This window comes from Schaalia dentiphila ATCC 17982 (assembly GCF_000154225.1).
In the GTDB taxonomy this organism is placed as follows: Bacteria; Actinomycetota; Actinomycetes; order Actinomycetales; family Actinomycetaceae; genus Pauljensenia; species Pauljensenia dentiphila.
Window position 1 is genome coordinate 316,852 of the sequence record NZ_DS264586.1, and the last position, 19,748, is coordinate 336,599.

At 66.7% G+C, this 19,748-nt stretch carries 13 protein-coding genes; 2 read left to right on the plus strand and 11 right to left on the minus strand.

The genetic code is table 11. The annotated features are described in order from the left end of the window. Nucleotides 1-156: 156 nt before the first annotated feature. From rimI to glmS, 6 genes are all read right to left on the minus strand, one after another. Nucleotides 157-606, minus strand: a complete 450-nt coding sequence (rimI, locus tag ACTODO_RS01325; protein WP_003790508.1) for a ribosomal protein S18-alanine N-acetyltransferase — start codon at nucleotides 604-606, stop codon at nucleotides 157-159. After that, on the minus strand, nucleotides 603-1,298 hold the full coding sequence (gene tsaB, locus ACTODO_RS01330) for a tRNA (adenosine(37)-N6)-threonylcarbamoyltransferase complex dimerization subunit type 1 TsaB (protein ID WP_003790510.1): 696 nt from the start codon (nucleotides 1,296-1,298) through the stop codon (nucleotides 603-605). Before tsaB ends, rimI begins: the two co-directional genes overlap by 4 nt. Before the next feature lie 9 nt (nucleotides 1,299-1,307). Beyond that, nucleotides 1,308-1,880, minus strand: coding sequence for a tRNA (adenosine(37)-N6)-threonylcarbamoyltransferase complex ATPase subunit type 1 TsaE (gene tsaE / locus ACTODO_RS01335; protein WP_003790512.1), 573 nt, complete (start codon nucleotides 1,878-1,880; stop codon nucleotides 1,308-1,310). Further along, entirely contained in the window at nucleotides 1,877-3,145 is a 1,269-nt protein-coding gene (gene alr / locus ACTODO_RS01340) for an alanine racemase (RefSeq protein ID WP_003790514.1), read from the minus strand. The genes tsaE and alr overlap by 4 nt, the downstream gene beginning before the upstream one ends. 71 nt (nucleotides 3,146-3,216) lie before the next feature. Next, entirely contained in the window at nucleotides 3,217-4,998 is a 1,782-nt protein-coding gene (locus tag ACTODO_RS01345; protein ID WP_003790517.1) for a bifunctional ADP-dependent NAD(P)H-hydrate dehydratase/NAD(P)H-hydrate epimerase, read from the minus strand. Nucleotides 4,999-5,142: 144 nt separating this feature from the next. Next, on the minus strand, nucleotides 5,143-7,056 hold the full coding sequence (gene glmS, locus ACTODO_RS01350; RefSeq protein WP_034512552.1) for a glutamine--fructose-6-phosphate transaminase (isomerizing): 1,914 nt from the start codon (nucleotides 7,054-7,056) through the stop codon (nucleotides 5,143-5,145). A gap of 89 nt (nucleotides 7,057-7,145) precedes the next feature. Between glmS and coaA the strand changes: the two genes are divergently transcribed. After that, nucleotides 7,146-8,186, plus strand: coding sequence for a type I pantothenate kinase (coaA, locus tag ACTODO_RS01355; RefSeq protein ID WP_003790521.1), 1,041 nt, complete (start codon nucleotides 7,146-7,148; stop codon nucleotides 8,184-8,186). A 68-nt stretch (nucleotides 8,187-8,254) separates the two neighbouring features. Here coaA and ACTODO_RS01360 read toward each other — a convergent pair whose 3' ends face one another. The 5 genes from ACTODO_RS01360 to ACTODO_RS01380 all read right to left on the minus strand — a co-directional run bounded on the left by ACTODO_RS01360 (nucleotide 8,255) and on the right by ACTODO_RS01380 (nucleotide 18,474). After that, nucleotides 8,255-11,965: a cadherin-like beta sandwich domain-containing protein gene (locus ACTODO_RS01360; protein ID WP_003790523.1), complete on the minus strand. Its 3,711-nt coding sequence runs from the start codon at nucleotides 11,963-11,965 to the stop codon at nucleotides 8,255-8,257. Nucleotides 11,966-12,124: 159 nt separating this feature from the next. Beyond that, entirely contained in the window at nucleotides 12,125-13,057 is a 933-nt protein-coding gene (locus tag ACTODO_RS01365; protein WP_003790526.1) for a carbohydrate ABC transporter permease, read from the minus strand. Next, nucleotides 13,054-13,965, minus strand: a complete 912-nt coding sequence (locus ACTODO_RS01370; protein WP_003790528.1) for a carbohydrate ABC transporter permease — start codon at nucleotides 13,963-13,965, stop codon at nucleotides 13,054-13,056. The genes ACTODO_RS01365 and ACTODO_RS01370 overlap by 4 nt, the downstream gene beginning before the upstream one ends. A gap of 106 nt (nucleotides 13,966-14,071) precedes the next feature. Continuing rightward, the gene (locus ACTODO_RS01375; protein ID WP_003790529.1) at nucleotides 14,072-15,484 is read right to left on the minus strand and encodes an extracellular solute-binding protein; all 1,413 of its coding nucleotides are present in this window, start codon (nucleotides 15,482-15,484) and stop codon (nucleotides 14,072-14,074) included. Nucleotides 15,485-15,618: 134 nt separating this feature from the next. Beyond that, nucleotides 15,619-18,474, minus strand: a complete 2,856-nt coding sequence (locus tag ACTODO_RS01380; protein ID WP_034511793.1) for a glycoside hydrolase family 2 TIM barrel-domain containing protein — start codon at nucleotides 18,472-18,474, stop codon at nucleotides 15,619-15,621. Nucleotides 18,475-18,585: 111 nt separating this feature from the next. Here ACTODO_RS01380 and ACTODO_RS01385 point away from each other — a divergent pair, with 111 nt between their 5' ends. Further along, complete coding sequence (locus ACTODO_RS01385; protein WP_003790535.1) at nucleotides 18,586-19,671, plus strand: LacI family DNA-binding transcriptional regulator; 1,086 nt, start codon at nucleotides 18,586-18,588, stop codon at nucleotides 19,669-19,671. Nucleotides 19,672-19,748 lie beyond the last annotated feature (77 nt).

Consider the following 19,748-nt stretch of genomic DNA (forward strand, 5'->3'; position numbering starts at 1 on the left):
GGTGTCATTTTCGGCCATTTTCCGCGGTAATCTCGGGCAGCTTGAGCCGCTATCGCGAGGATAACACCTAGGACCATCGACCCTGCAAACGGGGGTAAACAGACACGAATTTTGATACACCAACCATACCTATTTAGTGGCGGTTGTCGCATCGCCTCAGATCAGGGGCGCCCTCATCTCGACGGCCTCTTCGACGGGGTTACGAAAGTAGCCCGGACGACGCCCGATTTCAACGAAACCTCGGGACTCGTACAAGCCGATGGCCCCCTTATTGGAGGGGCGCACGTCGAGGAAGACCTCGCGCGCTCCAGCCTCGCGCGACCACTCCAGGAGGGCATCCAGGATGGCCGAGCCGATGCCTCGCCCCCGCGCATGGGCGCGCACGCCGATGGTCATGACGTCGGCCTGGTCTCCACCGACCTTGACTCCGCCGTATCCGGCGACATCGCCGGACTCATCCGTGGCGATCAAATAGCGCGAAGCCGGGGACGAGAGTTCCTCGGCGATCATGTAGGGGGTCCAGGGGTCCTCGGCGAACACCTCGGCCTCGAGGGCGGCGAAGAGTTCGAGGTCGCCCGGCCCCGCGACGCGCAGCGTGGCGTTCACAGGCGCGCAGTGGGCTGGCCCTGAATGTCGGGGCGGCGCAGGTACAGGGGGTCGGTGCGCAGGCGATCGTCTTCGCCGCGCGACAGGCGCGTGGCGACGATGCGGCTCATGACGGCGGGATCGAGGCTCACCTGGGGTCCGAGGTCCACGTGCGCGAGCGCATCGGCGCTGTGCGCGGGGATCGGTGCTCCCGCGACGACGAGGCCGGGGGCCGTCCGCATGGCGCCCAGCAGTGCAGAAACGTCCCCCACCTCGAGGCGTCCCTCGAGGGTGACGTCGTCGGGCCCGGCGGCCACGTACGAGCCCCAGTAGAGTTCGCGGCGGCGTGCGTCGGCGATCGCGTAGACGCGGGTGTCGGGAGGCAGGCGGTCGAGGCCCTGACGGGCGATGACGTCGAGGGCGGACACGCCGTAAGCGGGCGCGCCGGCGACCGAGGCGAGGACGCGCGCGGAGACGAGGCCGGCGCGCAGCCCGGTGAAGGGGGCGGGGCCGGTGCCCACGAGGACTCGATCAATGCCGGCGTCCGCGAGCTGCGCGGGCAGGCCTGCTGCCGCGAGCGCCTCGCGCACGAGCGGGGTGATGGATTCGGCGTGGTGACGTCCAGAGTCGTTCTGGGCGCGGCCGAGAACGCAGCCGTCGTCGATGATGGCGACGGTGGTGGCTGCTTGGGTGTCTAGGGCTATCTCTCGCACGGTGTGATCCTACTCGTCGGTGTCTGCCTCGTCGATGCGGGTTCCGCCGTGGGCGGCGACGACGCCGTCAAGGACGCCGTCCCAGCGGTGCCCGTGGGCGTGCAGGACGATGACGCGTGTGCCGTCATCCATATTCTCCAGGTCGATGACGTCCCCGTCGTGGGCGGCCTCGCCGCCCGAGGCCCGGCGCACCTCGATGGAGAGGCGTTCGTCGCTCATGGCCTCGGTCTTGCCTTCGCCCCATTCGACGACGGTGACGGCCTCGTCGAGGGAGGAGTCGAGGTCGAGGGTCTCGAGGTCGTTCAGGTCGGTGATGCGGTAGGCGTCCGCGTGGATAAGGTCGGGGCCGCCGCTCAGTGAGGGGTGTACGCGAGCGACGATGAACGTCGGAGATGCGACGCGCCCGCGCACGCCCATGCCGACGCCGATGCCCTGGGTGAGGGTGGTCTTGCCCGCACCGAGGCCCCCGGAGAGCATGAGAAGGTCTCCGGCGGCGAGGATGCGACCAAGGTCTTCGCCGAACGCGCGCGTCTGGTCGGCGTCGCGCGTCGACACCTCGTAGGAGGCGATGGGCTGGGTCATGAGTTGCTCCCGAAGGTCGCGTCGGCGCCATCCCGGTAGATGCGGGGGATGTGTGCGCCCAGGTGGGTGACGATTTCGTAGTTGATGGTATCGGCTGCCTGCGCCCAGTCGTCGGCCAAGGCCTCGCCGCTGATCCCGGAGCCGAAGAGGGTGGCGATGTCGCCGGGGATGGCGGGGGCCTGCCCGGAGCGCGCGGTCGGCGTTCCGGGGCTTCCCTCGGCTGGCCCGAGGTCGACCATGAACTGGTCCATGCACACGCGTCCGATGAGGGGCGCGTTAAAGGGGCCGAAGGCGGTGTGGACGACGACGCGCGCTTGGTTGGAGGCGGCGCGCAGGATGCCGTCGCCGTAGCCAAGGGGGACGAGGCCGATCCAGCGGCGCGTGGGCGCGACCCAGGTTCCACCGTACGAGGCCGGGGTCCCCTCTTCGATGACCTTGACGGAGGTCAGGGGCGCGCTTAGCTCGAGGGCGGGGGTGAGGCCGAGTTGCTCGGACGTGGCCACCGCCGGGTCGGGGCTCAGCCCGTACAGGCCAATGCCGGCGCGAACCATGTCGTAGTGAGCTTCGCGGTGCCACAGGATGCCCGACGTGGCGGACAGGTGTCGGATGCGCGGAGTGACGCCCGCGTCGGCGAGGATCGCGAGCCCCTCCTCGAAGATACGCACGTGGCTCGCGGTCGAGGCGTTTCCTGCCTCGCTGGGGTCGTCGGCGCGGGACATGTGGCTCCAGGCGCCAACGACATCGACGAGGCCGTCGTCGGCGGCCATGCGCAGGGCCGAGGCCAGGGCGGGCAGGTCGGCGAGCGTGGAGCCCGCGCGGGACATGCCGGTGTCGATCTTGACGTGGACGCGAGCCGGGCGGCCGGCCTCTCGGGCTGCGGCGCAGATGTCGGCGAGGACCCACGTCCACGAGACGGACAGGTCGATGTCGGCCTCGATCGCAGCCGCGAAATCCGAGGACGACGTGGAGATCCACGCGAGGATGGGCGCGTCGGCTCGGGCGACCGCGGCCTCGTCGAGGCCACGGCGCAGCGTGAAGGCCTCGGCCAGCTGGGCAACACCCAGCCAGTCGGCGCCACCGTCCAGGGCAGCGCGGGCGACTGGGAGGAGGCCGTGCCCGTAGGCGTTCGCCTTGACGGTCGCGAGCTGGAGCGCGCCGGGGGCGGCTGCGCGCAGGACGCCCAGGTTGTGACGGATCGCGGCCAGGTCGACGGCCGCGGATGACGGGTAGTCCCGTCCTTCGACTCGTTCGTCTGTGGAAATCACACCTCTAGTATCTCACGGCGCGCGCCGCCCGCCCCGCGTTCGTTGGCGTCGCGATCATGGCGACCAGAGTGTCACCGCGTGGGCTGCGACAGGACCTGCCCGATCGCGGCCGCGATGTCGGAGGCCTGAATGGGAGCAAATCCACCGGCAGCCTCTGCGGCCACCTGGGCGGCTCGCCCGTGAACGCTCACCGCCGCCGTCAGGCGTCCCGGGGTGACGCGCTGGGGCTGCCCATCGGGACCCGCCACGGCGTCCCCTTCATCGACCGGTCGGGCGAGCACGCCAGCGAGGAATCCGGCGAGCACATCCCCGTTGCCTGCGACACCCGCCCAGGAGGTCGTCACCTGGCCGACAGTCGGGGTGTAGGAGCGCACGAGGCGGCCCTGCGGCAGCGCGTCCACGTCGGGCCATACCTCCGCGGCGTTGAGCGCACGCTGGAAGGCCTCCTGCACCTCCGTATCGACGTATTCGACGGAGTACACGATCGTGACGGGCCCCTTGAGGATCACGTGGCAGCCCGTCGCCTCGTGGAGCGCGCGGGCGTAGCGCAGAGGCGCGGCGGCGACCTCGGCCCGCGTCACCGGAGCGCCGAGGCGCCCCAGAAGGCGCGCGGCCTCGCCGTAGTGCGGGGTGAGGACGGTGGCGTCGGGCTTGATGGAACTCGCCAGCTCGGGGACAAGGTCGAGGGCCCACGCGTCGATGACGAGGGGCATGCCCGATTGACCGCAGAATTGCGCGAGTTCGAGCGCATCCTCGCGACGATCCTCGTCGAGGCCGGGGCCGATGAGGGCGGACTGGATGCGCCCGCCGACGGTGACGACGCCGGGCTGGTCTGCGAGCACGAGGTCCTGGACGCGCCGGGTCGAGTTCAGGCGCACCATGCCCACGCCCGCGGCCAGTGCGCCGCGCGTCGCGAGGAGGCCAGCTCCCGGGTAGGTGTCGGATCCGGCGACAAGGCCGACGACGCCGCGCGCGTACTTGTCGTCGGAGAAAGCGGGGACGGGGACGACCTCGCGGGCGGAGAAGGCCTCGTCGACGACGTAGAGGTCATCCGCGCCAATCATTCCGTCATCACCTTGGGTGCGACCCGTCCCGTTGCTATCCCAGTCCATCGTCACGAGGCTGATGTCCCCGGTGAACTCGACGGCGGGAGGCAGGACCTGCGCGCGCTTGTAGGTGCCGACCGCGAGGGTGTGGGTAGCGCGCAGGATCGGGCCCGTAATCGCGCCGTCGTCGTCGGTCAGACCAGAGGGCACATCGATCGCAATAACGGGGCGAGGCTTGATGGCGGAAAGCCTGTTGAGGAGCTCCACGGATTCCGCGAGCACGCCCGTGAGCGGGCCGTGGGAACCGGTGCCCACGATGCCGTCGATCCAGGCGTGCGCGAGAAAGACCTCGGACCATGCGGGGGTGTTTTCGATGGAGCGCAGCGACTGGCCGCCGAGGTCGATGATGCGCACGCCCGCTTCCTGGGCGGCGGCGAGGGCGCGGCGGTGGCAGCGCTTCTTGAGGAGGTAGGCGGTCGCTCCGATTCCTCCGCGCGCGAGGATCGCGCAGGCGTAGAGGGCATCCCCACCGTTGTCTCCGCCTCCAACGAAGGCTGTAACACGGCTAGCGATCCGGTCGACCCCTTCAGCGTCGCCGCGTTCCTCCGCATCCACGCCGGGTTCACTGTCCTCGCCATTCCAGCTCACGGGCAGGTCCGCATGGCGAACGACCGCGGCCGCGACCTCGCCCGCGACGTCGAGCATGTAGCGGTCCGGATCGCCCTCGGAAACCGCCTGGTCAACGCACTTTGTCTCCAGTTCCCGCGCGTCGGCGAAGGACAGGGCGGCTCGATCAATCGTGAACATGCGCCATATTGTTTCACACCGCGCGCGCCTGGGGTGGCCGCTTGAGCGACGACGAAGCAGTCGCGCAAAGACAGCACGGGCCTCGTCCCAGATAGGGAACGAGGCCCGTGAACGCTCGGGAGGCACCAGCCCCGCGCCGGTGGATCACTCCACGGTCACGGACTTGGCGAGGTTACGCGGCTGGTCGACGTCGAGGCCCTTCACAGCGGCAAGCTCGCAGGCGAAGATCTGCAGCGGCACGACCGTCAGGAGCGGCGCGTACAGGGTCGGCACGGCGGGCACGCGGAAGACGACCTCGGCGAACTCGTCGACGCTCGCGTCCCCCTCCTCGGCGATGATGATCGTGCGGGCACCGCGGGCGCGGACCTCGGCGATGTTGGCCAGGACCTTGCCGTGCAGCTCTGGGCGGCGCGGGGTCGGCACGATGACGATGACCGGCTGGCCATCGTCCACGAGCGCGATGGGACCGTGCTTGAGCTCGCCGGCGGCGAAGCCCTCCGCGTGGATGTAGCAGATTTCCTTGAGCTTGAGCGCGCCCTCGAGGGCGACAGGGAACCCGACGTGGCGTCCCAGGTAGATCACCGACGTCGCGTCCTGCATAGTACGAGCGAACTGACGCACGCTCTCGCCGCCGTCGAGGACACGCGTGATCGCGTCGGGGATGGCGCCGAGCTTGTCCATGTAGTCGGCGATCTCATCGGCGTACTTGTTGCCGCGCACCTGCGCCAGGTACAGGCCCAGGATGTAGCAGGCGGTGACCTGCGCGGTGAACGCCTTGGTGGAGGCGACCGCGATCTCGGGGCCCGCGTGCGTGAGGATCACCGCGTCGGACTCGCGCGAGATCGTCGAGCCGGGCGTGTTGACGATGGCGACGACCTTCGCGCCCTGCTCGCGGGCGTGGCGGATCGCCTGGATCGTGTCCATGGTCTCGCCGCTCTGGGAGATGGCGACGACCAGGGTCTTCTCGTCGACGACCGGGTCGCGGTATCGGAACTCGCTGGAGAGCTCGACCTCAACGGGGATACGGCACCAGTGCTCGATCGCGTAGCGGGCGACCTGTCCGGCGTAGGACGCGGTGCCGCAGCCGATCATGATGACCTTGTTGACGGAGCGCAGGACGTGCTCGGGGATGCGCACCTCGTCCAGGGCCAGATGGCCGTGGGAGTCGATGCGGTCGGCCAGGGTGGCGCCCACGGCGTCGGGCTGCTCGTGGATCTCCTTCTCCATGAAGGTCGGCCACCCGTTCTTGGTGGCGCGGTCGGAGGAGAAGTCGACCTCGTACGCCTCGCGCTCGACGGGGTTACCCGCGGGGTCGATGACGGTCACGCCGGTCGCGGAGACAACCACGACCTCGTCCTGGCCGACCTCGACGGCGCGGTTCGTGTGCTCGACGAAGGCCAGGACGTCGGAGCCCAGGAAGTTCTCCCCGTCCCCCAGGCCAATGACCAGCGGGGAGGAGCGGCGTGCCGCGACGATGACGTTCGGGGACTGCGTGCTCAGCACCAGCAGGGTGAAGGTGCCGTGCAGCTGCTCGGTGACAGCGCGCAAGGCGACGACCAGTCGGCGCGCCACCTCCTCGTCCGCTCCGGTCAGTCCGGCGACCGCCCCTTGGTACGAGGCCGGATTAGCCTGGTCGTAGGCGCGGGCCAGCAGGTGGACGACCACCTCGGTGTCGGTCTCCGAGGCGAAAGTCTCGCCGTCGGCGATGAGGGCGGCGCGCAGGGCGTCCGCGTTCTCGATGATGCCGTTGTGAACGAGAGAGAAACGTCCATCCGGGCTGGAATGGGGGTGGGCGTTCGCGACCGTGGGGCGACCGTGGGTCGCCCAGCGGGTGTGTCCAATGCCCGCAAAGGCATCGGCCGGAGGCTGCGCGTCGAGGTCCTCGGAGAGGTTGATGAGCTTGCCGAGCGCGCGGCGAACGTCGAGGTGACCCGGGGACGCCAGGGCGATGCCCGCCGAGTCGTACCCGCGATATTCGAGGCGCGCCAGGCCGCCGAGGACAACCTCGCGACTACGCTGGGACGCCTTGCATGCAATATGTCCAACAATTCCGCACATAGCATCCATTGCAGCACACCCACCCCCTCCATCGGCCAGTAACGTGTGTCGCTTCACGTGGTGAACGAAGTGCGCACGACCACAAACATATGGGGCACAATGGGATCGTGAGCATCACCGAGAGCCCCTCGCCCATCCCATTCCCGGCCTCGTCAAGCGTCTCGTCTGACGAGCACAACCCTGCCCCCGCGCGCAACGCACCCAACCCCTACGCGCGCTTCGATCGCCGCGAGTGGGACCGCCTCGCCGATCGCACTCCCCTGCCGCTCACGCAGGAGGACATTGACCGCATCGCGTCGCTGGGCGACCCCATCGACATGACCGAGGTCGACACGATTTACCGTCCCCTGAGCGCGCTGCTGCAGCTCTACATCGACGGGCGTCGGCGCACCGCCGCCGAGCGGCACGCCTTCCTGGGCGAGCCCGAAGGCCACTCGACCCCCTTCGTTATCGGCATCGCCGGCTCTGTCGCCGTCGGCAAGTCGACGGTCGCGCGCCTCCTCCAGCTGCTGCTCTCCCGCTGGGATTCGACCCCGCGCGTGGACCTGGTGACGACCGACGGCTTCCTCTATCCGAACCGGATCCTGCAGGAACGTTCCCTCATCGCCCGCAAGGGTTTCCCCGAGTCCTACGACCGCTCGGCCCTCATCTCGTTCCTGGCTTCGGTCAAGGCGGGCAACCCGCACGCGAAGGCGCCGGTGTACTCCCACGTCACCTACGACATCGTGCCCGACGCCTACGTCGACGTGGACCGCCCTGACATCCTCATCGTCGAGGGCCTCAACGTGCTCCAGCCGCCGCGCTCCGCCCCCGGTTCTGTGTCGGTGGCCGTTTCGGACTACTTCGACTTCTCGATCTACGTCGACGCCGACGAGAAACAGATTGAGCAGTGGTACGTGGACCGTTTCCTCAAGCTGCGGGCGACCGCGTTTTCTCGCGAGGATTCCTATTTCAAGACCTACGCCTCCCTGACCGACGCCGAGGCCGCATCGACCGCGCACGTCGTGTGGAACGCGATCAACCTGCCGAACCTTCGCGAGAATATTCGTCCCACCCGCGAGCGCGCGACCCTCATCTTCCGCAAGGGCCCCGACCACCGCGTCGAGTCGCTCTCCATCCGCAAGGAATGAACCTTTTCGCACGCGAACGAGGCCGCAGCCGGAAAACCCGGCCACGGCCTCGTCCTGTGTGGAGCTAACTACTCAATCCACGCGCCCGAGGGCGCGAAGTGGTACCAGGTCCATCCGATCAGTTCCCAACCGGTGGCCATCGAGCCATTGCCGTGCAGGTAGAACCACGAGGGTCCATCCTTGAGCCAACCGGTGGTCATCGCACCGTTGGCGCCCAGGTGGTACCAGGAGCCATCCAGGTGCTGCCAGCCCGTGGCCATCGAGCCGGAGGGCGACAGGTAGTACCAGGCACCGCCGTCCTTCACCCATCCGGTTCGCATCGCTCCGGAGGGCGACAGATAGAACCAGGATCCATCGATCTGGGCCCAGCCGGTCGCCATCACGCCGTTCGACGGGTCGAGGTAGTACCAGTTACCGCGGTCCATGACCCAGCCGGTCTGCTGGGCACCGCTGGAGGCGTGGTAGTACCAGTGTCCGCCCTCGTAGACCCAGCCCGTCTTCATGTAGCCACGCGCATCGAAGCGGTACGTCTGTCCGTCGATGACCAGGGTTTCGTTGGCGGCGTAGGTGCCGTCAGAGTAGCTGTACCACCAGCCGAAGTAGCCGGACTTCCACTGACCGGTGCGAGGCTGGGGCGCAGGATCCGGGGTCGGAGCCGGGGTCGGGTCCACGGTCGGCTCAGGAGCCGGGGTCGGATCGACAGTCGGTTCGGGAGCCGGTGTCGGGTCCGGGGTGGGCTGCGGGTCCGGGGTGGGGGTCGGATCCTCGATCGTCACCCAGTACAGGAAGCGCGAGTCGCCGCCACCAACAGCATGGAGCACAACCTGCGAGGTCTCGCCCTCGCCGAGTTCGACTTCCTGCGTCGTCTTGTCGGCCGGGTTGACGAGCATCAGGTGTGCGTTCGCAGCCGGCTTCTTGACGGTCAGGGTGATGTCCTGAGCGGTCTCGGCCAGCGAACCATTGTCGGTTCGCGGGTCGAGGAGGTAGGACGGGTAGCGGGTCTGGCCCGTCAGAGCGTTGACGACCATGAAGCCCTTGGGGGCCGTCGTGGAGTCGCCGAAGATCTCGGCGGACTTGGCGGTCTCCAGGCCCTTCAGCTGCTCGAAGTAGCCGACGACGACATCGCCGGGCAGGCCGTCGTTGACGGAGCCGACGTTGGTCACCGACATGTCAACCAGGCCGACGGACTCGTTGGCGGCCTTGGCCTCGTCGCCGGAGGCGAAGTCACCGTACTTGTAGCCGCTCAGCGAGGGGATCGCGCCACGAGCCGCGTACTGGCCGGGCTTGTAGGCGACGAACGTGGAGTTCATGGCCTTCGTGTAGTTACCGATGTAGGTGACGTTGCCGAAGATGTTGGAGAACTCGTAGAACGAACGCGTGGGCGCGCCGTCGTGGTCGATGATCGAGGAGCGGTCGTAGCCGTTGTACTCCATGCGGAACAGACCGAACCACTTCTGGCCGGTCGCCAGGCCCAGGGAGGGAACGATCGACTTCTCAGAGGCGGACACGTTCGCATCCCAGTTGTAGTCCAGGTACTGGCCGTACAGGATCGGGCTGGAGCCGTCACCGGTGAGGCCCTTGAGGCCGTATTCGCGCTGTTTCTTCCAGGTGTTGGTGTTGAGCAGGTTCATGACGACGTTGCTCGGGGCCGGGCCGCCGTTGGCGCCCCAGTAGTACTTGTCCCAGCTGAGCAGGTCGGGCTTGGCGTTCTCGACGTAGTAGCTCAGATTGGCGTCGCGGTACCAGGACGGGTCGTCCCAGGAGTTCGCGTGGACGACGGCGCCGGGGATATTCTCCTTGGACCAGGAGAACCAGTTCTTGAAGCACTCGGACTCGCTGCGGTTGAAGCCGCCCTCATCGCCGTACTGGATGTCGACGAGCGTGGAGGCGTAGGGCTTCATGTATTCGTTCATGAAGTCGCGCGGCTCGCCAGCGTTGCACATGCTGTTCTTGCCGGTGGGGGCCTTGGCGAGGGCCCACGGCGCACCCTTACCCAGGGACTCCATCATGGCGGTGTTGAACATGGGCAGGTCGTAGAACATCGGGAACGCGCCACCCGTGAGGTCGCGCTCGTTGGCATCGAAGCCGCCACGGCCGTAGCCCTCGGAGGGAACCCACGCGGGCATCATGACGCCGTACTGCAGCGCGAGGGCCTGGGCACGGTTGACGCCCCACTTGCCGTCACCGGGATTGAAGCCGGAGTAGCGCTCGTACATGGAGTTGTCGACAACGGGAGCCACGGGGGTCTTGCCGGCGGGCAGGCCCCACACCTCAACGTCGTTGAAGGTCACACCGGTGGCGATGTTGCGGGGGGTCTGAGGTTCGGTCTCGTCGTTCATCCAGATGCGGATGTTCTTGGCGAGGTGGTAGCTGTTGAAGTCCCAGTACCACAGGCCGCGCGCGTCGCGCGTGAGCGAGCCGTGGGTGACGATGGTCTTCCATTCGCCGCCGTCGGCCTCCTGGACCGCGATGGCCACGGAGTTGCCGCCGTGCCATCCCTGGACGCCCGCGGGCAGGATCGGGGTGCCCCATCCGTTGACGCGGTGCACGTAGCGGGCCTCGCCCAGATGCAGCTCGATGCCGGTGACGCTGCTCGACCATTCATTCGCACGAACGAGCGGATCGGAGGTCCACGTCGTTGTCGGGTCGAGGTCAGTGAGGGCCGCGTTGTCGGCCTCGGTTCCGCCATTCGCCTGAGCGGTCGCGGGGATCATCACGTTGCCGCGGAAGTCGGTGTCAACCTTGGTGATGTTAACGACGTAGGTGGCTTCCTTGCCGTCCTTGGCCACGGTGGCGGTGATAACGTTCAGGCCCGTGGTGAGGTCAAGGTTGGACACGCGTCCGTCGGCGTCAGGGGTCGCGCCGTTGATGGTGACGGTGGCACCGTCGACCGCACGGATACGGGCCGAGACGGTCTTCGCGTGGTAGTAGCCGGTGGCCGTGTAGGTGTGGGTGCCGGGGGCAAAGTCAACGGGTTTACCGGGCTCACCGTAGGGCAGCTGGTCGATGACGAAGTCAACGACGAGGTCGGATGCGCCCGATCCCTGCTCGGGGGCATCGGGGTGAGGTACGACGGGTCGTGCTGCTTCGTGGTTACCGCCGGTGTCCTCGTTGCCGTAGGAGGTGATGGCGTTACCGTCGGCGTCGCAGGGCAGGAGCTTGATGTCGGACAGCGCCATGTCCTTCTTGCCGGGGGCTAGCGAGCGCAGGCCGGTCAGAGCGAAGACTCGCTTCGTGGTCGCTGGGAAGGTGACGTACTGTTCCTTGTTCCCGAACTGAAGGTCACTTCCGTGCTTGACCTCGGTGCCGCCTTCCCACCTGCCCGCAGCGACGTTGGTCTTCCAGTCGGCGAAGGAGGCTTCGGCGGCCGGGTTACCGGGGTCCTCGTCGAAGGCGAAGACGCGGTACTCGCCGGGGAACTGGTCGTTGCCCAGGGTCGAATCGTAGGTGGGGCGCGGGGTCAGGCCGAGGCCGCACACCTGGGTGCCGGGCGTGGGGTTCTGGACGGCGAGGGCGTGGGGGTATTCGTCGAGGCCGCCCTTCCACTTGGTGGTCCAGAAGGTCTTGGTCGCGTCGGTACGGGTCGTGTCGTCGTCGACGAGGGCTGCGATCGTGCCGTTGGGTGCGCTTTCGCCGACCTTCTCTTCGGAGGTCGCCCACAGGACGGACGGGTGATACGGGGTTTCGGTGGCGGCGACGGCCGCGGCGGGTGCGAGGCCAAGCATGGTGGCCGCAAGAATCGGGGCTCCGAGTGCACCGATGATGGGTCTATTCCCCATGAGTTTAACTCCTTCGTCAGTATGGGGGTGGTGGCTGGGATCGGCCGTTAGACGGCCTCAGATCCACAATACCTAACACGTATTAGTTTTTTGTGAAACAACCTCCTTTTAGGTAGAGAAGATCCCCGCGGGTGCGAGGGGCACCCGCGGGGATGAGGATCAGAACTTCAGACCGCCATCTTCGATGCCGCGGAAGAAGAACTTCTGGCTGAAAGCGAAGACCAGCACGACGGGGATCATCGCCACGACAGCGCCCGCCAGCACGAGCTGGTAGGTGACACCCTGGGGCGAGTTCTGGATGGCCGTCAGCGTCAGCATCAGCGTCTGCTTGTTTGGGTCGGGCAGCATGAGCAGCGGGAAGATGAAGTCGGACCAGGCCCCGATGAAGGAGGTCAGGCCGACGACGGTGAGCGTGCCGCGCACCTGGGGTAGGAAGATCGACCAGAAGCGGCGCAGCTCACCCGCGCCGTCGATCAGGGCCGCATCCTCGATCTCATCGGGGATACCCATGAACGCGGCGCGCATCATGAGGATCTGGAACGGCCCGATCATGGCCACCATCCACACGCCGGGGAGCGTGTTGTACAGGTCCAGATTCACCATCATCTTGAACAGCGAGAGCATGATCGACTCGAAGGGGAAGATCATGGCGGACAGGACCACGAAGTACATGATGTTGCGGCCGGTCCACCCGCGCCTCGACAGCATGTAGCCGCCAATGCACGAAAGAACGACGTTGGAGGTCACCGTCAGCGCGGCGATGATAGCCGAGTTTCGGATAGACCCGAGGATATTCGTGCGTTCAAACAGGACGACGAACGAGTCGAGCGACCAGGTCTGCGGCAGGATCGTTGCCCCCTGACCAAAGACCGATTCGCCGGGCGCCTTAAAGGCGGCCATCAGGGGAAGGACGAGCGGGCCGACCAGTACGATCGCGACAACGACGAGGAGAACATAGCGGGCGACAAGGGCACCGCCGCGCATCTGACGCGACGCAACGTTGCGGCTCTGGCGCTCGAGGCGGCGATCCTTGCGCCAGCTGGCGAAGCGCTCGCTCGCGCTTGCGGGTGCGGTCTGGGGTGCGGTGCTCATGAGTCTTCAGCCTTCCTCTGCAGGCTCTGCGAAGCGATGATGAAGCCGAAGGTGATGAGGAACAGACACACCGACGCGGCGTCTCCCTGCCCCAGGGACCCGAAGGTCGGGTCAACGATTCGGTCTCGGATGTACATCGTGAGTGTCTTTGTGGGCGAGGCGGCCCCACCCAGGAGGTAAACCTCGGTGAAGATCTTCAAGCAGCCGATTGTCGTCAGTGTGGCGACGAGGAACATCATCACCTTCACGCCAGGAACGGTAACGGTCAGGAAGCGACGGATCGGACCCGCACCGTCGAGTTCGGCGGCCTCGTACAGGGACTTGTCGACGTTTGCGAGGGCGGACAAGTACAGGATCATGTAGTAGGGCAGGCCCTGCCACAGGGTGATGATCATCGCGCAGAAGAGAATCAGCCACTGGTTGGACAGGAAGGGAATGGGATCGACACCCCACGAAGCCAGCATATTGTTGACCGGACCTCGCTGATCCAGGAGGTAACGCCAGGCCAGCGAGATGACGACCAGAGAGGAAATGGCAGGCAGGTAATACAGGGCGCGGAAGAAACCAATCCCGGGCACGTGTGACTTGACGAGGAGGGCCAGCAACAGGGGCAGAAGCACCATGAGCGGGACGACGCAGACCGCGTAGACGAGTGAGTTCGTCAGCGACTGCCAGAACTCCGGATCACCAAGGACGGAGTAGTAGTTCTTCAGGCCGACGAAGGAGCCGACTTTACCCACCGGCTTGGTCTTCGTGAACGACACGTAGACGGTCGTGATGAAGGGGTAGATGTAGAAGGAGATGACCGCGAGGACCGGGAGGGTCACCCACAGCCAGGGAACCCAGCCCGGGCGGAATCGGGCGGCGCCATTGAGGGAGCGCGTCTGCGCACTCTTACGTATCGGCATACCATAGTCCTTTTTCAGGGGTGCGCTGGGTCGTGAGCCGTCGGCCCGACGCTGGGCGAGGAATGCGTCGGGGGCCGAGGCCAAGCCTCGGCCCCCGAGCGGTCAATCAGTCTTCGAGAGCCTTGAGCTTCTCGTTCATCTGATCCTGAGCGGTCTTGAGGGCGGTCTTGGGATCGACCTCGCCGCGGATAGCCTTGTTGACGTTCTCGATGAGGGCGTCCTTCACGGCGCCGGTCGCGTAGAAGACGTCGGTGTAGGCCTCGGCCTCCTTGGCAGCCTTAGCGGCTTCCTCGTAGGCGGCCTTGAAGACCGGGTCGTCGGCGATCTCCGGCGGGTTGTTGACGAGCTTGTCGAGGGCCTCGGTGGCGGCCGGGAAGATGATGGCGCCGCCGTCGTGCGTCCAGGCGTACTCGTTCTCAGCGTTGGTGATCCACTCGGCGAACTTCATGGCCAGGGGAGCGTTCTGCGTGGTGACGGAGACGCCGATGTACTGGCCTTCGAAGACGGGCTTGATGCCGGGGTTGGTCGGGAACGGGCCGACGCCGGTGTTCTGGTAGACCGTCTCGTTGTTGTTCTTGACGGACTTGAGGAACGAGGCATTGGGCGTACCGAAGGCGAGGTTGCCGTCGGTGTAGGCCTTGCCCGGGTCAGGCTCGCCGGTCAGGGAGTCCTTCGGGATGGCGCCAGAGGCGTAGAGCTCGGAGAGCTTGGTGACGTAGTTGATAGCGGCCTCGTTGTCGGCGAAGTCGAAGGCGGTCTTGTCAGCGTTCAGCAGGTTGACGCCCATGCCGTGCAGCTGAGCAACCATGTACCACTCGGGCGAGCCGTAGAGGCCGTAATCACCCTGTCCGTCAGCTCCGACCTTCGCGGCAGCCTTGAACAGCTCATCCATGGTCTTGGGCGGCATGTTCTCGTCGAGACCAGCGCGCTTGAAGACCTCCTTGTTGTAGGTGGTGATGTAGGGGCCGAAGTACCAGGGCAGAGCCGTGTGGTGATCGTTGGCGCCCAGGGCGGTGGAGTCCCAAATGGACTTTACGAACTTGTCGCCGATGCCGGGGGCCTTGACGTCGTAGTCCATGAGGAGGTTGGACTTGGACAGGGCGAGGATGGTGGAGGAAGGAACGTTGATAACGTCCGCCATCTTGCAGTTCGAGGCCTGAGCGGTCACGGTCTGGTCGAACTCGGCGCCGCCGCCCTGGTCAGTCCAGTTGATCTTGACGCCGGGGTTGGCGTCCTCGAACTCCTTGATCTTGGCCTTGAAGAAGTCGCCGAAGTCGTTCTGCAGACCCTGGGTCTGGAACGTGATCTCGCCTTCGACCTTCGAGGTGTCGATCTTCGAGTTGTCAAGGTTGCCCTCGGGGATGTCACAGGCGACGTCGGGCTGAGGGATGGAACCGGCGGCGGCCGAACCGCCGCGCGAGCTGTCGGAGCTGGAGCCACCAGGGTTGCAGGCGGCCAGGCCGAGGGTGCTGAACATGGCGAGGGCGACAACGCCTGCGGCCATCTTCTTCTTCAACATGCGAAACCTCCATTGGTCCGTTTTTGTTGGTCGATCGATGGGATCGAGTCACTAACTATCTCGTGTTAGTTGATGTCTGAATCATAGCGTCCTGTGACGCTTCGCGCATCATTTGCCAACAACTTTGTGCATCGTTACCAAGCTGCAACATAACAGTTTGGGGCTTCATCACCCCCAACCTGGGCAATTACGAATGTCAGGTCAGTGTCGCGCATATAACCGGCGAACTCGGGCCGAGAGTCAGGACCGCACGAACGTGTGCCAATCCCATCCTGGAAGGCGTCCAGCCAGAGGAAGGTACGCTCACTGTCAGGCAGGTCCTCCCAGTGCGAGGCCTCGGCCAGTTCACGCTCACTCCAAGGCGAGGCACTCCAGCCCAGGGACGACGTCGGCACGACGAGGACGTCACCCGCCTCTCCATGCAGACGGAGTGCTTCGAGGTCGAGGCGCTGCCCGCCTTCCTGAGGGCGCACACTCACATCCCAGAGCTCGCGGACGGGGGCGTGCCCATATCCGCGAGCGCCACTCACGCACATGTCGGAGTATCCGATAAGGGTGTCGCCGAGCCACGAGGCTTCCCACTGCGAACCGGGCATCTCGATGCGCACGCCGAGGCGCGGGACGCGCTCGGGCCAGGCCCCGTAGGGCGCGACACGGGCAGACACCGACAGGGCAGGGGTCTCCCCCAGCAGCACTGGCCGATATTCCCAGGTGAGGGTGACGCCAAACTGCGCGACAGGCGGGGCCCAGCGCTCGATGACGCGCTGGCAGGCGCCATCCTCCTCAATGGCGACGAGGCGTCGGCGCAGCAGGTGCAGGCGAGCCTGCTCCCATCGGGCTGCGTGCGAGGTTCCATGCTCGCCGCGGCCGACCCCAAGGGGGCCGAGGTCGTCCTCGTCAATCCCCCAGTAGTCGACCGGGCCGCGCCCACGGTCGTTGTCGGTGGGGGCCCTAAAGACGCTGAGGTCGACGCTCACGGGCATGGTGCCGATCCGCGCGAGGCGCCCGCGCGCATCGAGCGCATAGGGGGCTGCCACATCATCGTCCGAGCGGACGACCGCGACGGGGGTGCCGAGGAGCGCGCGCAGTCGGGCCTCATCCGGGCCATGTCCGCGCGAGGACTCGACAGCCTTCGCGAGGGCCGGAGCGTCTGGGGCCATCGCCTGAACCCACGACCAGGTGCCGGCGTAGGGGCGCGAGAGGGCATCGATCAGGCCGTCGCACACGAAGCTGCCGTCGTGGACCTCTTCACCGAAGTCGCCGCCGTAGGACAGGGCTCGTCGCCCGTCGGGCAGGGTGCGCCAGAGGGCGTGGTCGCGCCATTCCCACACGAAGCCGCCGGCATGGCGGGGGTGGTCCATCTGCGCGGCGTAGGCGGCGGCATTTCCGGGGCCTGTTCCCATCGCGTGCAGGTATTCGCACATGATGTAGGGGGCGCGGCGGATGCGCTCGCGCGCGGCGTCGTCAACCCGCGCGGCGACGTGCGTGGGGACGGCAACCTCGGCGTGGGGATCGCTCTCGTCGAGGACGGCGGCAACCTCCTCCAGGGTCGGGTACATACGCGAGTAGATATCCGTGTATTCGAGGGCATGGTCACCCTCGTAGTGAACGATCGCCCGGGAACCCGTGCGCTCATGGACCCAGCGCGCGCAGGCGACCAGGTTCGCGCCGGTGCCGGACTCGTTGCCGAGGCTCCAGCTCATGATCGAGGGATGGTTCTTGTCGCGCTCGAACGCGCGGACCGTGCGATCCATGTAGGCATCAGCCCAGCGCGGGTCGTCGGAGGGATTATCGATCCACTCCCCCACGCCCTCGAAACCATGCGTTTCAATGTCGCCTTCGAGCATGACCCACAGGCCGATCTCATCCGCCAGGTCGAGCACGCGGGGGTGGGGCGGGTAGTGGGAGGTACGGATCGCGTTGATTCCCATGGACTTCATGAGGGCGAGGTCCTCGCGCGCCCAGGCCTCGTCAAACACGCGTCCCTCGGCGGCGCGCACCTCGTGGCGGTTGACGCCGTTGAGGGTCAGGGGCTCACCGTTGGCCATGAGGACGCCGCCCTCGATGTACACGCGACGGAAGCCGATGCGCAGGCAGCGCTCACCCGCGTCGAGGCGTTCCGAGCCCTGGACGCTGACGCGCGCCTCGTAGAGGGCGGGGTCCTGCGCGCTCCACGGGCGCACGCTGCCCACTTCGATGCGGCCGCTGCGGTAGCGGCCATCCTCGCCGCGTTCGAGCGAGCAGGCGAACGACCAGAGGCCATCGATGCTGAGATGCCCGGACAGATGCGCCTCCTGGGCACCGAGCACCCGGGCTTCGATGGTCACATAACCCACCCCGGCCTCATAGTCAGTGTCGACCCACAGGTCTTCGATCGCTCCGGGAGCGAGGCGACGCAGACTCACCGAGCGGAAGATGCCGGGCAGCCACCACTGATCCTGATCCTCGAGGTAGGAACCGGGGCTGAACTGGTGCACGCGCACGGTGATCGTATTGACGCCGGAGTGCACGGCCTCGGTCACGTCGAACTCGTGGGCGAGGCGCGAACCGCGGCCCATGCCGATCCACGTGCCGTTCACCCACACGGTGGCCTGACTTTCAACGCCGTCAAAACGCAGGCGAATGTGGCCGCCCTGCCAGTCGGCGGGGAGTTCGAAGGTGCGGCGGTAGTCGCCGACGGGGTTGTCGTCGGGCGGGAACGGCGGGTCGACCGGGAAGGGGAAGTCGACGTTGGTATAGGCGGGGTGGCCCCAGGCGCCCTCACCGCGCAGGACCCAGTGACTGGGCACGTCAATCGCGGACACGTCGCCGACGGGAGCGGGCTCATCCCAGGGCTGCTCGACGTTGACGAAGGGCGCGGGGTCGGTACTGTGATAGGCGAAGCTCCACATGCCATCGAGGGTGAGAACCCCGCAGTCGTCAGCGAGGTGCGCGCGCGGAGGCACAAGCGCGCCCGCGCCGGGAGCATAGGAAGGTAGTATCGATATCACGTCTATGTGCCTTTCGGATGTCGTCGTCGAAACTCCGATCGTCAGAGATAAGACTAACACGTTATAGTTCTTGTGTTTCAACGAAACACAACCGAGGATTGGGAGCCTAGCATGGAGCGCGCAACCCGGGCCGATGTCGCCCGCGCGGCAGGCGTCGCACCGTCGACCGTCTCGCTCGTCCTCAACGGACGAGGCCGGGACGTGAAGATCGCGCCCGCCACCATCGATCGCGTCAAGCAGGCCGCACGCAAACTCAACTACATCCCCAACGCAGCCGCTCGGTCGCTGCGCCGCGGCAAGTCCCACCTCATTGCTCTCCTCATGGCCGAGCTGCCGGACGACCCCTTCGTGCCCGTTGTCCACACGGTCCTCACGACCGCGATGATCGACATTCAGCGCCACGGCTACCTGCTCCTCCCCCTCTTCCAGTCCGGCGACGGAGCATCGGACGCCGAGGTTATCCGCGGGGTCCTGGGTGACACCCAGCTGGCCGGCATCATCCGCGAGACCACGTCGGCTGAGGCCTTTACCTCGCGCCTGCTCGCCAACCTCGGCATCCCCGTCGTCGCCATGTCGATGATCGAGGCCAACCCGACCGGATCGGAATCCTCCCTCATTCGCATCGACGAGGGTGCCGGCGTGCGCGACGTTCTCTCTGACTGCGCACTCGTGGATCCGTCGACCGGTACGGGCAGCGGGCGGGCGGTGTTCTTGGCTGGCCCGAACACGAATCACGCGCGCCAGAACCCGATCGCGCGGATGTTTGGCACGAGGTTCACGATGTACTCGCTGCCCGACTGGGAACCCACCACGGCCTACCAGGCCGCGCTGCGCCTCCTCGACGAAGACCCGTCAATCTCGCTCATCGCCCTGGCCGACGACTCGCAGGCCCCCGGCGTCTTCCAGGCTGCCGCAGACCTGGATCTGTCCGTGCCCGGCGACCTGTCGATCCTCGGCTTCGGCAACCAGGACCACCGCAGCGCCTCCGCTCTCGGCCTCACGACGGTCGAGTGGCCCCTCAAGGACATGACCGAGGCCGCCGTCTCCTCGATCATCAACGTGATCGAGGGGCGCTCCCCCATGACCGACATTCACCCGCAGGCCTCCATCGACGAGGAGGCCCCGGACGGCACCCCGATCGCGACGATCCCGACGCGCCCGGTGTGGCGTTCATCGGTCGCCAGGCGCACACCGTGACAGCGCAGCGGGAGGGGCGGATACCCCATGGCATCCGCCCCTCCCGTCTATTGTTGCTTCGCGCCGAGCGCCTCCCG